Genomic DNA, 14,527 nt, shown 5'->3' on the forward strand with positions numbered 1-14,527 from the left:
CTTGAACAAGGGTTTTTTCACTCCAACCGAACCATCGTACAATTGACGCGCATTTTGAAAGGGGGGGCTTAATCGATGAAGAATATTGCATGGGTCTTTTTTGTTTTAATTAGTATAGTTTTATTCGCGGTTACCTCACTCGTTTCAGTTGGACCAAAATACGTTGGTGGCTCATACTTCGATTCTGAATATTTTAAAGGGTCATTTGAAAATAAAATTCAAGAAATAGGACCAGTTTTATTAAGTAGGCTTGATGTTGATAAAGAGATTGAAAAGCTAGAAGTTGAGCCCTACGAAATAGAAGAATATCGGAGTTATTACGGATCGCAAATAGAACAGATAAAGTCGGTTCAAGATCAATATCAAGAATTAATCAACGAAGCTGAGCGAAATGGTGAAACCGTAATAAAAGAAGAACTTGAAAATGTCCGTGACACCAAAATTGAAGATATACGGAAAATGAATGACGAAACTGTGCGTGAAAAAATACTTTCTGCCAAAAAAGAAGTGTTGCACAAGTATGATGCACATATTTCAAATCTTGTATCACAAGCTAAGGTAAATCAAAAATCACTTGCCTATACTTTAACCAATATTGAAACAGGTGAAAGTTTTAAGTTTGGAGATATGAAAGAAGAAGCAGCATATACAAAAGTTTTCAACCAAAAAGAAGGGTATTTGACCGTCTCCTCATTAGATCAAAATTTTAGTGTGCAAAATGATGAGTTAGAAGCTTTATCAATTTTTAATTTATACGAATTAGTAGGAGATGAATCCTCTCAATTTAGTGGCACGTTCATCATACCTAAAGGCATGGTATCAAATGAACAGCTAGCAGAAATGCGATATTACGAGCAGAGCAAATGGTTTTTTATTGTAACTTGCATATTAGGAGTATTAGCTGCAACGGGGGCCTTTTGGCTGTACAGAAAGGAAAAAGAAGAAGTTCTTAAGATACCAATTCCAAGTAGAATAAAACAGTTAAAACTTGAATGGCGTGTAGGAGGCATTTTAGTTACTGTATTTGGTTTGTTTAATACGTACTATCCATTAGACAGACGCATTGACGGCCATACTTATAATCATCTCCTTGGAGATAACATAGTAAATACAGGACTATTATTCGTTTTCATGATTCTATTCTTAACATTAATAATCGTTCAATTAATTTGGTTGATTAAAGACTACCGTAATAATGAAGTCAACCAAATTTGGGGAAACAGCATGTCCCAAAAGTTGGTGGGTATGATGCAAGAAGCCTTTTTAAAAAGATCCCTAGGCAACCAATTAGTGATACTTTTGTTTGTCATCTTGTTTGCAGGATTAGGCTTTGGAGGTGTAATAATAGCACCTGTACTTATCTTAGCGTATGCACCACTTTTTGTAGTAGTTGTGTTACCGGTTCTATATCTATTGTTCAAACACGTGGCAAATTACAACAAATTAGCCCTCGCAACTGAACAAATGGCAAAGGGACAAATAATTGGAGATGTAGAGATTCGTGGGAAGTCTGTATTTGCAGAACACGCACAACATTTGAATAAACTTCGTGAAGGTGTGCGAATGTCACAGTCTGAACAAGCTAAAAGTGAACGATTAAAAACCGAGTTGATTACGAATGTGAGTCATGATTTGCGAACACCGTTAACTTCCATTATCACCTATACGGATTTATTGAAGAAACCTGACTTAACAGATGAAGAACGAATATCTTATGTAGAAATTTTGGATCGTAAATCACAACGACTGAAAACATTAATCGAAGATTTATTTGAAGTGTCGAAGATGGCTAGTGGCAATATGGAACTCCATAAACAAAAGGTTGATCTAACCCAATTGATGCAACAAGCTTTGGCTGAACATGAGGAACAAATTCAACGTGCGAAATTAGACTTTCGTGTAACTCCACCTGCAAAAAACTTGCTTGCTTATGTAGACGGTCAAAAGTGGTGGCGAGTACTAGATAATTTGATCGTCAATGCTATTAAATATACGTTACCTGGAACTCGAGTCTATGTAACGCTAAAAGAAGAAGATGGATGTGCAAATTTTATTATCAAAAATGTTACGAGATATGAACTGGGTGAAAATGTGGATGAATTATTTGAACGTTTTAAGCGGGCGGATACATCGCGTCATACAGAAGGATCTGGTTTAGGCTTAGCTATTTCCCAATCCATTGTTGATTTGCATGGAGGCTCCATGCGCATTGAAGTAGATGGAGATTTATTCAAAGTCACCGTGTCGATTCAAACCGTTTAATTTTGCTAGCATTAAAAACTTTATGAAAACCTAAAAGAACCCAAATTCGCAATCGAATTGGGTTCTTTTTGTTTAAAACAAACAATCTTTTAGTAATTCTAATAAGGGTGCTGTATACGTATCAAATTTATCTTTTTCTTCAATTGAAACCCAAGCAATATCTAAAATATCTTCATTGTCTTCATTATTGATATTGAGATATAAATGTCCGCTAGTAATTTCTGCTTCGAAAGTAAACTTGTTAGATGATTTGAAAAGGAGTCTTTTTATAACAACGTTATATCCGGTTTCCTCTTTAACTTCTCTAACACATGCTTCTTCGGGAGTTTCCATACCTTCAATTCCACCGCCTGGAAAATTCCATACGATATCTCCTCTTTGGACGAATTGTTTAACCATTAAAATCTTGTTTCCTTGTAAGACAAGAGCTTGTGAAATCATTAGTACACCTCTTATTTCATCTTCCTCTTTACTAAATAATTATTTTTTACACATATTAATATTTAGAACTTACAGACTCTATATGATAATAAATATCAAATTGTCGAGGTGGACCGTAAACGATATGTTTTCTAACCGTAGAACATATAACCGCCTATTAATAGAACGCCTAAATCAGCAAACATATGTATGATCCATGATGGATAGATAGTTCCACTTGCTTCATTTATCCATTGAAATAACAATCCGCCAATAAATAGTCCGACAACAGCCACGGTTAATATGGGCCACTCAAACCACGGAAGGAAAATCGCAATGTGATAAATCGCGAAAAAGAAACTCGGAAGAAACCATTGTAACTTGGAATCTTTAAAAAAATCTATAAGTAATCCTCGAAAGTAAAATTCCTCTAAAAATGAATTACCAATCAATATGTAAATTGCAACCAGAGGAAAAACTAATGCGGTGACGCCAACTCTCGATTCCAAATCCATTTGCAAAGACGCTAAATCGATTAAACTTCTTAGGGAAATAAAAGCACCTAGAATCGTCATCATAACTGCGAAACCTACCACTACTGCTATAAAGATGCTCTTTTTTTGTGTTTTTCTCAAATGTAAAAAACCGAATATTTTCACCTTCAAAAAAAGTAAAGGAAAGGCAAGAAAAAGAAGAACTTTTGCTGCTGTTTTCCATAAATAAGGTACCTCTAGTACTTGTTCAATCCAAAGCAACAGAGCGACAGAGATAAGAGGATATAATATTGTCCAATTTTTCATGATTTTACCTCCAATTAAATTGAACGATTTTCGTGTAAAAAGGATGCAAGAAGGGTATTTAAAAGAAGGATGAATAAAAATAAGTAGGTGATTGAATGAAAACATCTAAATGGATGGATTTACGCACGCGGTTCCGTCATATATTATTCGCTATCATTGGTTTAATTATTTTGGTCGTTGTCGCTACAAGTGGTTTTATGGCACTAGAAAATATAGACTTATTTGATGCTTTTTATTTAACGATTATTTCCTTAATGACTGTAGGGTACGGTGATATAGTTCCGGAAACGGACGCAGGAAAAACATTTGCATTAATACTAATTCCTCTGGGTGTTGCCGTTGTTACATACGCCATGGGAGCAGTGGCTTCTTATTTCATTGAACATCAACTTTCAGTAAAGGTGTGGAATAAACGAATGGAACATAATATTAAAAATTTGGAAGATCATATCGTGGTTTGCGGATTAGGCAGAGTTGGAAAACAAGTGTTTGAACAATTAAAAGAAGAGGATGTACAAGTCGTGTACATTCATGATTCTGAGGAAGAAATGGTTGAAATTTTGTCAGAAGGAACCCTTCGTATAATAGGTAGCCCGTTAGATGATGGGGTATTAAAAGAAGCGAATGTTGAAAAAGCAAGAGGGTTAATTGCGACCTTACCGAGCGATTCTGACAATGTTTTTATAACGATTAAAGCTAAAGCTTTAAATGAAAAGATTGAAGTTGTTTCTAGAGCAGAAAACGCGGGCTCTGAAGAAGTATTGCTTCGTGCAGGCGCTAGTCGAGTTATTAATCCTTCTACTATTGGGGGGCGTGAATTAGTAAGCTCTGTACTGCGACCAGAAGGTACTGATTTAGTTAATTTACTGATTCATACAAAAGAAAAGGAACAGTCTTTAGAAGAAGTCTCTCTAGAGGATGCTTGCAAGTTAGTTGGAAAAACGTTAAAAGAAGCGGCCATTCGCTCGGAAATGGGCATTACGGTGCTAGCTATTCGCCGTGGCGAAAAATTAATAAGCAATCCTTCTTCAGATGAAAAATTACAAGATAAAGACATTCTAGTTATTTATGGAGAGAAAGATGCAAGCGAAAAGTTTAAAAAGGAATGCAGAGGGTAAATGTGTATTGTTGAAAGAAATACAAATAATTGCGAAATTTAAAAGGAGGACACGTCATGATGGATCAGTTTTATTGGAGAGATACTCTCTCATTCTTACCAGAACTTTTGCTAGCTTTGTTGGTATTATTAATTGGATTTTTTGTGGCAAAGTTCTTAGAAAACCTTACGTACAAAGTATTACGTAAAGCACGTGTAAACGAAAGATTAGGTAACAAAAACGAAAAATGGACAGTAGAAAAGATAATAAGTAAAGTTGTTTTCTTTGTTGTCTTAATTCTAGCGTTTGTTCTATTCTTTAACATTTTGAACTTAAATACAATGGCAACACCTTTTGTATCTATGTATTCGGGTTTAACAGGTGCAGTATTAAACATCTTAAAAGCAGGCTTAATTCTGTTATTTGCTTGGGTATTAGCAACTGTCGTGAAAAAAGTCATTCAAATGGCTGGCAACAAGCTGAACTTAAACAAATATGTTGAGAAGACTGGAATGGATGCAAATCCTTCAGATCAAGCAAAATGGACGGATACAGCAGCAAATGTTGCGTATTATCTTATTTTCTTGTTATTCATCCCAGCAATTTTAAATGCTTTAGGAATTGACGGGTTAAGTGGACCGTTTGAAGGAATGCTAGCAAGCTTCTTTAACTTTATTCCTAAGTTAGTATCTGCAGCGATTGTATTCTTTATTGGCTGGTTCGTTGCGAAACTAGTTCGTAACTTACTAGAGAAGTTTTTACAGTCAGCAGGAGCAGATCGTTTAGCAGACCGTTTAAATATTTCTTCATTCTTCGAAGGGACTAGCCTTTCGAAAGTAGTAGGAATCATTGCTTTTATCCTAATCATGATTCCAGTATCAATTACTGCTCTTGAAATTTTAGATTTAGATGGCATTTCAGGCCCAGCAGTTGGCATGTTAAATGACATTCTAGCGATGTTACCAAAAATCGCAATCGCTATTGTTCTAGTTTTAGTTGGTATCGTTGCAGCTAAATGGGTAAAAGATTTAGTCGTTTCTTTACTTGAAAAACTGGGTGTTAACTCTATTTTCGGTAAAATGGGCTTTAAATCAGGAACTGGTTCAGCACCTACGTTTGCAACACTACTAGGTACAGTTGTACAAGTTGTCATTATCTTATTGTTTGTAGTAGAAGCGTTACAACTACTTGAACTAGAATTTATGGTGACATTAGCAACAGGAATATTTGCATACTTACCATCAGTTCTTGCTGCCATTATTATTTTAGCAGTTGGTTTCTGGTTAGCGAATATGGCTGAGCAATTGGTAGGAAGCGTGATGAGTCATTCTTCAGGTACTCCTCATGTACTACGTTATGTAGCTAAATATGCGATTCTTGCATTCGCATTCTTTATGGCTTTAGACCAATTAGGAATTGCAGCTTCAATTATTAACTCAGCGTTTATTCTAATCTTAGGTGGCGTTGCATTAGCATTCGGTCTAGCATTTGGACTTGGTGGACGTGAACATGCATCTCGCTACTTAAGTAAAATGGAAAAGAGTTTACAAAATGCTGAAGTTTCGAAAGAAAACTATAAAGCTGAAAAAGAAACAATTAAAGAATCATTAAAAGAATCTTTTAAAACTGATAAAGATCCGGAACAAAGATTACGTGGGTCTTCTGCTCATGTGGATGAAGCACGACCATTAAATGATGTCATGCCAGCTGACGAAGGCTACAATACTCCTTCTGCTGACGAAGTTCATCCTTATGATGAAACTCCTCCAAATGAAGGATCTTCATTCAATAAAGATGCACATGACAGTTGGAATAGCACTAAACCAAGTGATGATCCATTCCGACCATAAGTGGTAAAAAGTAAAGAGCAGTAACTCCCGTAAAAAGGGGTTACTGCTTTTTTTGCTGAAAAGAAGTGGTTAGAGTGAAGATTTTAACGCTAATATGACTTATACAGCATATTGTGAAAGCAACATTTGGAGAAATGACATGTCACCTAGTAAATATAAGCAATCACGTTGTAATTCTGAGACTTCACGTAGGAAATAAAGAGATCCACGTAGGAAAAAACAGCCCTGACGTAGGAAATATGAAAATCACGTCTGAAAACAGTATCATATCCAGAACGCCACCCAACAGAAATTGCTGCCTGACCTATTGGCAGCACCATTCAAGACTTTTCAATCACACTAAATATGAAGAAAACCTTTGAATACACCCGAACGAACGCTTGCGCTTATCGGGTTTTTCTGTGGGATAGGTACTGTTTTAGAGGGTGAGCGGTCCCTCAGTCTGACTTTTTGGGGTTCACATCTGAAAAATTGAGATGACGTCTGAAAAAATGGAATTAACGTCTAAAAAAACCCATTCACGTCTGAAACTCTCAAATTGATCTCGAATTTGAAGAGTTTTATAAAATGTAATCTTTTCCCCAAGTTCTTTCGTTTACTAAGAAATGATAGACGAGAGGATGGGATTAATATGAAAAAGAAATTAGGAGTTTTACTTATCGGCGGCATGTTGATATTAGGTGCATGTGGAGAAGAAGAAGCACAACCAGCTAGCAATGAGCCTGTTGAAGAAGAGATGGATACATCTGAAGAAGCTGTGGAAGAAGAGGTAGTAGAGGAAGAAGCAGCAAAAGAAGAAGAAGTGGTTGAAGAAGAAACAACTGAAGAACCTATGACAGATGCAGCTGAAGCGGCAAGTGGGGAAGCATCTCCAATGTTGAAAAAAGGTGATATGACAAGCTTTGTCTTTAATGAAGTCGGAGAATTTAATGTATATTGTGAACCACATCCAGTAATGAAAATGACAGTGGTTGTGGAAGAAGGGGCTTCAGTTTCTGGAGAAGCAACACTTGATATAGCTGATTATGCTTTTAGTGAAGAGAGCATTACAGTAGCTCCAGGAACAGTTATCACTTGGACAAACCAAGATTCTGCACAACATAATGTGGCATTTGAGTAAAAGACATATTTAGAAAGGGCTGTCTAATAAGTCCCTAATATAAAATAAGTGGAGAAAAATGTAACAAGTTCTGTATCAACGAAAAAAGGATAACGAAATCAGAGCGATTTGATATCCTTTTGCCTATGTTAATTTATAATTTATATTTTGTACTCGAAAACAGAACCCGTTAAGAAAAATGATTCTTGTTCTGCACCAATATTTGAGCCTTGTAACCAGTTATAATTGTGTGGTTTGCACATAATGAACTTATGTTTGATTAGAGTGAAAGACGGCGACTCCAGCGGGAATAGCGTGAGCGGAAGACCCCGCAGGCGAGCTTGCTCGTCGAGGAGGCTGAGGCCATGCCCGCGGAAAGCGTCCGTCTGGGAACGAAAATCTACCACACTAAATAAAGAAGGGAACTGCCTTAGTCATATTTTCTAACTTTTAGGACAGTCCCTTTATTAATTGCTATTTCTTTTTCCAAGTATTTCAGATACGCTTATTTTATTCTGAAGGTATGAGGTGGATGGAAATGGAAACAATCGGTCAAATGAAATTTGCACGAATTTATACAAATGGTCGTTTACAATCAGTGAAAGATGAACAATGGGATATTCAACCAAAAGGATTTAATAACACGATTCGTTGGAATGTTGGGCATATCTTTGTATCAATGGAATCATTCATTAAACAATGCGTACCAACGTATGAGCCTGTACATCCTGAATGGATGCCTTTGTTTAAAGGCGGTTCGAAGCCAGAAGATTGGAATGTTGAACCACCAACAAATGAAGAACTTCTTGCAGCACTAGCAGAACAACCAAGTCGAGTAGAAGAGATTTTATCAGGGAAACTTGATCATTCACTTCCTAAAGTTATGTCCATTGGAAACTTTCATGAAATGGCAACGATTGATGCCGTCATTCAATTTGCGATTTGGCACGAAGGAATCCATGCTGGCACTATTTACGCTTTGAATAAAGTAACTGCATAACAATGAAGGAGTGAATTTAGACATGTACATGTCAAATTCACTCCTTTTTTTGTGCAAGGTAAACTCCCTATAAGGGAAGCTATTCTAACTTTTCGGCACTAATCCTTGTTGAAAAGCATAGACCACAGCCTGTGTGCGGTCTTGCACGTCAAGTTTAGATAATATATTGCTTACATGCGTTTTAACAGTCTTTAAAGCGATAAATAATTCATCTGCAATATTTTGATTGCTATGGCCTTTAGCCATTAATAATAAGATTTCATGTTCACGTTCAGTTAACTCTTCGTGAAGAGGACGGTCTATTCCTTGGCGCATTCGTTTCATCATTTTATTGGTCACTTCTGGTTCCAACACGGTTTGACCATCTAATGTTTCTCGAACTGCCTTGGCAAGTTGTTTAGCGTTAGATGTTTTCAAAACATAGCTGACAGCACCTGCTTCTAACGCAGGATATACTTTATCATCATCAAGGAAGCTAGTAACAATCATGATTTTTGCTTCTGGCCACTGTGAAATAATCTCTTTTGTGGCTTCGGCACCATTCATAATAGGCATGACCATGTCCATCAATACAATATCAGGGCGAAGTGATAATACTAAATCGACGGCTTCTTTGCCATTAACTGCTTCGCCGATAACTTCCATGTCAGCTTGTGATTGCAAGTAGGCAGAGACACCAATTCTGACCATTTCATGATCATCCACTAGGACGATTCGTATCATCTACTTCGACCCCTTTCTCAACCGGAACTTTAACTTCTATAATGGTACCTTGTGATGGGACAGACACAATTTTGCTTGTTCCGCCCATCTCAATCGCTCGTTCTTGTATGTGATGTAATCCGTAAGAGCCAGTAGTACCATCATCATCTTTCATAAATCCTACACCGTTATCTTGAACACGGAAAATAGCAAGACCGTCACGTTCTACAAAAAGAATGTCAACTTCACTAGCATTGGCATGGCGTAAAGTATTAGATAAAGTTTCTTGCGCGATACGGAATAAGTGATCTTCAGCACCTTTTGAAAGTGAAACATCTTCTAGTCGAAAGCGAATAGTGAAATGAACTTTTTGTTGCAATTCGCAAAGTAATTCTTCGAGACCTTGCGCTAATGTCTTATTGTGAAGTGCTGCTGGGCGTAAGTGAAGTAAAAGGGCACGCATTTCAAGTTGTGCTTGTTGCACTATTTTTTCAGCTTGTGCTAATGGTTTCGGAATTTCTTCAGCATCATTCTCTTGCTGTTCAGTCATAGCTGATAACAACATGGACGCGGCAAATAATTGCTGAGACACTGAGTCATGAAGTTCCCGTGCTAAACGCTGCCGCTCTTGGATGATGCGTTCTTGAATTCGTTTATCTTCGCCTTCAGCGCGTTCGTCCGACATCCGGAGCAAACTTTTCTTTTGAGTCGCAATTAACATGTATACTTCGCTAAGCGATTTCTTTAACTTAGAAGAAACCATAGGAACTTTGATATCTCCGCTTTGTTGGTCGGCGGTCAGAACGGTTTGCATATACTTATCAATAGCGCGTTCTCTTTTTCTGGCCAGCTGTGTAATCGAAATGGCAACGCCCATACTGACTCCAAGTAGTAATATGGCTAACCAAATAGCAATGGGTAAATTGGCTTCTTCGATCGACCAAAGAGGTAACCAAGTCTCGTAAGAAGGCCAACCCAAAAGGTACGTTAATAATGAAACGAGTAAAGCGACAAGAAGTGAAAAGAGTATAAAGCTTCGTCCAATAAAACCGCTCATTTACGAATCACCTCAACATCCCCAAGCCAAGTAGACACTGCGATAATCAGTTCTGAAGATGCGCTACCTTGTGATTCGATATAGCCGTTTTGAAGAACAATCGATTGATTCCATAAACGTTTTTTATTCGCACCAAAGAGTCGCGCATCACCTAGTAGTGTTGTGTAATGAATGCGAACTGGAATTTCATATGGAACGTGAATTTGGATTTTTCCAATGCCTTGTCTAACTGAAATTAGAGAAGTTCCTTTTGGTAAAACTGTTTGAGTGGCGTCAATATGCAGGTTTCCATAGAAGCCCTGTACGTGTATATCTTTCCATTCATATGCTTGGAAAGGAGTGCTTTGAACCGAAAAAAGTTTATTTTGAATGAGTGCGTTAGGCGTTTCGGTTTCATCACCAAGAAATGGTTCGATAATTTGTTGTGTTTCATCACCTTTCCAAAGACGAACTAAAATATAAATCATAGTTGCAACAATGAATAAGCGCAGACTCCACATGGAAATCAGGGCAACCCCTAAAAACCCTACACCGCTCCAGAAAAATAAACGATTTTTTCTTCGCAAACTGATGTAAATTAACCCGACACCAAAAAGAACGAATAACACACTTCCATTATGAAAAAACATTACCTCCACAAAAACGAGTAGCAAGGCAGACAATAGCCAAAATGTAATGCGATCAGTAGGTATTCGTTGCATAGCTATTCCTCCTTTTTCGAAACGGGTGATAAGAAAATCGTAAAACGCTATCAAAAATGGAGAAGACGAGTGCCTTCTCCGCATTTACTTGTGTTAAACGCTTTTCCTTATATTTTACACAACTTCATGTTTTGGTTCTTCATTTTTTTCGAGCATTGCTAATCGACGTTCCATCGAAGACACACCATGTTCTTTTTCAATACGTTGACCGAGGCGATCAATATATTGCTCCATTTCATCAAAAGCAGCTAACCGCTTATCACCATTATTCGATGATTCTGGTTGTAGCATACGGTCCATTTGATGATGAGCACGAGTTACATTTTCTTTGCCCATTAATTGAAGTTGGCGTACTTTCATATCTTTTACTTTGTGTTTCATTTCTTCATATTTCTGTTCAAGCCCAAATAACTCCTCAGTTGTGCGCAAGATACTAGCTTGTAGTACTTCTTTTCGATTGGTATAGGCTGTAACCTCAGATTGAGCAAAATCAATTAATTCACCTTCGTTTGTTTGATTTGCAAGTTCCATTTGTGAAGTGCGTTTGACTAGCATTTCTTGGGCTTCTTGATGCTCTTTTTCAAGCTGTAATTTAAGTTGGGATTGTCTTTCAATCCATATGCCCGTTTTTTCTGTTTGTTTTTCAGCTTCACGAATATATTGATTTAACATGGCAATCGGATTTTTTTGTTCCTTTTTGTCAAATACGTTGTGTAAATCTGCTTCGAATGCATATTTAAATCGTTTCCATAATGTTGTCATGTATGTTTCCTCCTTATTTGTTAAGCTCTTGCCATTGTTTTTCAAAGTTTGTGAAAGGATCTGAAGAAAAAGCAGTTGCTTGATTAGCTAGTACAAGTGGTTGTTGTTTCCACTTTCGAACGACGTACCATAAACCAACGATTGCAAGAATTCCGAAGAAACCAGGTACATTGGCAACTGCTGTTAGCAATCCAATAATTCCTACGGCTATCCATAGCACTTTAGAAAGTGTGGATCCTCCTTTTAAATAGAAATGCATACCTGCGAAAACGAGTAATGCAGATAATGCTAGCCCAAGTAGCGATCCTAAATTGACGAGTGCTACGATTCCAGCGATCGTTCCCATAACAATTAATCCAAATTTTTTCATGTGTTTGTTTCTCCCTTCTATTTGTACATTTATCGTACCAATTCGATTGAAATGTCTAAACGGTCTTGAAATGCATTTTTGCCTAAGACCTGAGACGTAGATAAATCTAAGATGGAGGTAGAAAATCAAAGGAATCTTCTGTAAAATAGGAGTGGGTGAATATTCATTCAATTTAGATAAATGAGGTGTAACGATGAAGGAAGTCGTAATTATAGATGGAATACGTACAGCAGTAGGAAGAAGAAAAGGAAAGTTAACATATATGCGCCCTGATGAATTGGCGGCAACCGTATTAGAAAAATTAATTGATCGTGTCGGTATTGAAAAAGGAGATGTAGAAGATATCATTTTGGGATGCGTCTCACAAGTCGGTGAACAAGGTGGAAATATTGCAAGAACAGCTGGTCTTATTGCTGGTTTCCCAACAAAAGTGCCCGGCACCACAATAGATCGTCAATGTGGTTCTAGTCAGCAAGCGGTTCATTTTGCTGCGCAGGCCATTGCTTGTGGAGATATGGACATCGTGATTGCGGGCGGTGTTGAAAGCATGACCCGTGTGCCGATGATGTCAAATATGGGCGATGCGAAGCCAAGCAAGAAATTGCTTGAACAATATGAAATCATCAACCAAGGATTATCAGCTGAACGAATTGCTGAACAGTGGGATTTATCTCGTGAAGCATTAGATACATTCTCGGTTCAAAGTCATGAACGTGCCTTTCAAGCAATCGCAGAAGGACGCTTTGAAAAAGAAATCGTGCCAATTGAAGCAACAAAAGAAGATGGAACGACTGAACTGTTTTCTGTAGATGAAGGTCCAAGAGTAGGAACTACATTAGAAACATTGGGTGGATTAAAGACTGTATTTGATGCAAATGGGAGAATTACGGCAGGCAATGCGAGTCAAATGAGTGACGGAGCTTCAGCCGTGCTGTTAATGTCACGTGAAAAAGCACAAGAGTTAGGGTTAACTCCACGTGCTCGCATTCACACGCGTGTCGTTGTTGGATCAGATCCAACATTAATGCTGACAGGTCCGATTGCAGCGACTCAAAAAGTGTTGGAGAAAGCACAGTTAACAATAGACGATATGGACGTCTATGAAGTTAATGAAGCATTCGCTCCAGTGCCACTTGCTTGGTTAAAGGACATAGGTGGTGATCCTGCAAAATTAAATCGTAATGGAGGAGCTATCGCACTTGGCCATCCACTAGGCGCGTCAGGCACCAAACTGCTTGTCACGCTGTTACATGAACTAGAACGGACAAAAGGCCGCTATGGACTCCTTGCGATTTGTGAAGGCATGGGGATGGCCAATGCCACAATCATTGAGAGATTAACAGAATCGGAGGATCTTGCATGAAAACATCTGAAGTAATCGCTATTGTAACGGGAGGCGCATCTGGGCTCGGAGAAGCTACGACTCGACTCCTAGTTGCAAAGGGTGGAAAAGTTGCGATCCTTGATTTGAATGACCAGCGTGGGCAAGCGTTAGTTGAAGAACTAGGGCACGACCAAGTTGTGTACTTTAAAACAAACGTCACCGATGCACAACAAGTTGAACAAAATGTTGCGCAAGTAGTTGAGCATTTTGGCAAAATCAACATGTTAGTGAGTTGCGCTGGAATTGCTACACCCGGAAAAGTAGTGTCACAAAAAGGTCCATTAGCACTCGAGCGTTTTGAACAAGTTATTCAAGTGAACTTAATTGGCACGTTCAATGTGTTACGGGTTGCAGCACACGCAATGCAGCAAAATGAACCTAATGATGAAGGTGAACGAGGAATCATTATTAATACCGCTTCAGTTGCCGCTTTTGAAGGGCAAATCGGTCAAGTTGCTTACAGCGCATCCAAAGGTGGAGTAGTTGGAATGACCTTACCAATTGCCCGTGAATTTGCTAGAGACGGCATTCGCGTAATGGCCATTGCTCCTGGGCTTATTGAAACACCACTTTTTGAAGGACTGCCAGAACCAGCACGAACTGCCCTTGCAAGTTCAGTTCCATTCCCAAACCGCTTAGGCAAACCAAGTGAATATGCACAATTAGTAGAGAGTATAGTTACCAATCCCATGTTAAATGGCGAAGTGATTCGTTTAGATGGCGCGATTCGTATGCAACCGAAATAAGGAGGAATTGTGATGGGGAAATATCGTTTTGAAACAGATGAACATGTGATGTTCCGTAAGTCGCTTCGGAAATTTCTAGAAAAAGAAGCAGTTCCACAATATGAACAGTGGGAAGAAGACCGCATGATTCCTAAATCTTTTTGGAGCAAGCTTGGAGAAATGGGTTATTTATGTCCTCAAGTCGAAGAAGCGTACGGTGGGCTAGAAACTGATTTTCGTTACGCGGTGATTATTGGTGAAGAACTGGAACGCGTAGGAGCAAGCTTAACGGGTGTTG

15 protein-coding genes are annotated in these 14,527 nt (G+C 38.2%); 8 read left to right on the forward strand and 7 right to left on the reverse strand.

The features are described 5' to 3' along the window. Positions 1-75 precede the first annotated feature (75 nt). On the forward strand, positions 76-2,262 hold the full coding sequence (locus WBG45_RS02450; RefSeq protein WP_424412210.1) for a histidine kinase dimerization/phospho-acceptor domain-containing protein: 2,187 nt from the start codon (positions 76-78) through the stop codon (positions 2,260-2,262). Between the two features lie 72 nt (positions 2,263-2,334). Here WBG45_RS02450 and WBG45_RS02455 read toward each other — a convergent pair whose 3' ends face one another. Both WBG45_RS02455 and WBG45_RS02460 read right to left on the reverse strand, forming a co-directional pair. Next, positions 2,335-2,703, reverse strand: coding sequence for an NUDIX hydrolase (locus WBG45_RS02455; RefSeq protein ID WP_424412211.1), 369 nt, complete (start codon positions 2,701-2,703; stop codon positions 2,335-2,337). A gap of 131 nt (positions 2,704-2,834) precedes the next feature. Beyond that, positions 2,835-3,482: a CPBP family intramembrane glutamic endopeptidase gene (locus WBG45_RS02460; RefSeq protein WP_424412212.1), complete on the reverse strand. Its 648-nt coding sequence runs from the start codon at positions 3,480-3,482 to the stop codon at positions 2,835-2,837. Positions 3,483-3,577: 95 nt separating this feature from the next. Between WBG45_RS02460 and WBG45_RS02465 the strand changes: the two genes are divergently transcribed. From WBG45_RS02465 to WBG45_RS02480, 4 genes are all read left to right on the forward strand, one after another. Next, positions 3,578-4,600: a potassium channel family protein gene (locus WBG45_RS02465; RefSeq protein ID WP_424412213.1), complete on the forward strand. Its 1,023-nt coding sequence runs from the start codon at positions 3,578-3,580 to the stop codon at positions 4,598-4,600. Between the two features lie 56 nt (positions 4,601-4,656). Next, on the forward strand, positions 4,657-6,429 hold the full coding sequence (locus tag WBG45_RS02470) for a mechanosensitive ion channel (RefSeq protein WP_424412214.1): 1,773 nt from the start codon (positions 4,657-4,659) through the stop codon (positions 6,427-6,429). A 631-nt stretch (positions 6,430-7,060) separates the two neighbouring features. Then, a complete protein-coding gene (locus tag WBG45_RS02475) occupies positions 7,061-7,549 on the forward strand; it encodes a plastocyanin/azurin family copper-binding protein (RefSeq protein WP_424412215.1) in 489 nt (162 codons plus the stop codon). Between the two features lie 517 nt (positions 7,550-8,066). Further along, the gene (locus tag WBG45_RS02480; protein WP_424412216.1) at positions 8,067-8,528 is read left to right on the forward strand and encodes a DinB family protein; all 462 of its coding nucleotides are present in this window, start codon (positions 8,067-8,069) and stop codon (positions 8,526-8,528) included. An 84-nt stretch (positions 8,529-8,612) separates the two neighbouring features. Here WBG45_RS02480 and WBG45_RS02485 read toward each other — a convergent pair whose 3' ends face one another. The 5 genes from WBG45_RS02485 to WBG45_RS02505 all read right to left on the reverse strand — a co-directional run bounded on the left by WBG45_RS02485 (position 8,613) and on the right by WBG45_RS02505 (position 12,120). After that, complete coding sequence (locus WBG45_RS02485) at positions 8,613-9,251, reverse strand: response regulator (RefSeq protein WP_424412217.1); 639 nt, start codon at positions 9,249-9,251, stop codon at positions 8,613-8,615. Next, entirely contained in the window at positions 9,226-10,287 is a 1,062-nt protein-coding gene (locus WBG45_RS02490) for a sensor histidine kinase (protein WP_424412218.1), read from the reverse strand. The genes WBG45_RS02485 and WBG45_RS02490 overlap by 26 nt, the downstream gene beginning before the upstream one ends. Next, complete coding sequence (liaF, locus tag WBG45_RS02495; RefSeq protein WP_424412219.1) at positions 10,284-10,988, reverse strand: cell wall-active antibiotics response protein LiaF; 705 nt, start codon at positions 10,986-10,988, stop codon at positions 10,284-10,286. Before liaF ends, WBG45_RS02490 begins: the two co-directional genes overlap by 4 nt. A 114-nt stretch (positions 10,989-11,102) precedes the next feature. After that, positions 11,103-11,750: a PspA/IM30 family protein gene (locus tag WBG45_RS02500; protein WP_424412220.1), complete on the reverse strand. Its 648-nt coding sequence runs from the start codon at positions 11,748-11,750 to the stop codon at positions 11,103-11,105. A gap of 13 nt (positions 11,751-11,763) precedes the next feature. Then, a complete protein-coding gene (locus WBG45_RS02505; RefSeq protein ID WP_424412221.1) occupies positions 11,764-12,120 on the reverse strand; it encodes an ABC transporter permease in 357 nt (118 codons plus the stop codon). 193 nt (positions 12,121-12,313) lie between these two features. Here WBG45_RS02505 and WBG45_RS02510 point away from each other — a divergent pair, with 193 nt between their 5' ends. From WBG45_RS02510 to WBG45_RS02520, 3 genes are all read left to right on the forward strand, one after another. Beyond that, a complete protein-coding gene (locus tag WBG45_RS02510; protein ID WP_424412222.1) occupies positions 12,314-13,483 on the forward strand; it encodes a thiolase family protein in 1,170 nt (389 codons plus the stop codon). Beyond that, positions 13,480-14,250 carry a 3-hydroxyacyl-CoA dehydrogenase gene (locus WBG45_RS02515; protein ID WP_424412223.1) on the forward strand — a complete coding sequence of 257 codons (771 nt, stop codon included), beginning with the start codon at positions 13,480-13,482 and terminating at the stop codon, positions 14,248-14,250. The genes WBG45_RS02510 and WBG45_RS02515 overlap by 4 nt, the downstream gene beginning before the upstream one ends. Positions 14,251-14,262: 12 nt before the next feature. After that, on the forward strand, positions 14,263-14,527 hold a 265-nt coding region (locus WBG45_RS02520; protein WP_424412224.1), incomplete at its 3' end, for an acyl-CoA dehydrogenase family protein.

It is taken from the genome of Paenisporosarcina sp. (assembly GCF_049671445.1).
Classification (GTDB): domain Bacteria; phylum Bacillota; class Bacilli; order Bacillales_A; family Planococcaceae; genus Paenisporosarcina.

Bases quoted from the DNA above. Each gene is read 5' to 3' on its own strand.
- WBG45_RS02500 (WP_424412220.1), bottom strand. From the start codon at position 11,750: ATGACAACATTATGGAAACGATTTAAATATGCATTCGAAGCAGATTTA.
- liaF (WP_424412219.1), bottom strand. From the start codon at position 10,988: ATGCAACGAATACCTACTGATCGCATTACATTTTGGCTATTGTCTGCC.
- WBG45_RS02480 (WP_424412216.1), top strand. From the start codon at position 8,067: ATGGAAACAATCGGTCAAATGAAATTTGCACGAATTTATACAAATGGT.
- WBG45_RS02485 (WP_424412217.1), bottom strand. From the start codon at position 9,251: ATGATACGAATCGTCCTAGTGGATGATCATGAAATGGTCAGAATTGGT.
- WBG45_RS02465 (WP_424412213.1), top strand. From the start codon at position 3,578: ATGAAAACATCTAAATGGATGGATTTACGCACGCGGTTCCGTCATATA.
- WBG45_RS02505 (WP_424412221.1), bottom strand. From the start codon at position 12,120: ATGAAAAAATTTGGATTAATTGTTATGGGAACGATCGCTGGAATCGTA.
- WBG45_RS02510 (WP_424412222.1), top strand. From the start codon at position 12,314: ATGAAGGAAGTCGTAATTATAGATGGAATACGTACAGCAGTAGGAAGA.
- WBG45_RS02490 (WP_424412218.1), bottom strand. From the start codon at position 10,287: ATGAGCGGTTTTATTGGACGAAGCTTTATACTCTTTTCACTTCTTGTC.
- WBG45_RS02470 (WP_424412214.1), top strand. From the start codon at position 4,657: ATGATGGATCAGTTTTATTGGAGAGATACTCTCTCATTCTTACCAGAA.
- WBG45_RS02475 (WP_424412215.1), top strand. From the start codon at position 7,061: ATGAAAAAGAAATTAGGAGTTTTACTTATCGGCGGCATGTTGATATTA.
- WBG45_RS02515 (WP_424412223.1), top strand. From the start codon at position 13,480: ATGAAAACATCTGAAGTAATCGCTATTGTAACGGGAGGCGCATCTGGG.
- WBG45_RS02460 (WP_424412212.1), bottom strand. From the start codon at position 3,482: ATGAAAAATTGGACAATATTATATCCTCTTATCTCTGTCGCTCTGTTG.
- WBG45_RS02455 (WP_424412211.1), bottom strand. From the start codon at position 2,703: ATGATTTCACAAGCTCTTGTCTTACAAGGAAACAAGATTTTAATGGTT.
- WBG45_RS02450 (WP_424412210.1), top strand. From the start codon at position 76: ATGAAGAATATTGCATGGGTCTTTTTTGTTTTAATTAGTATAGTTTTA.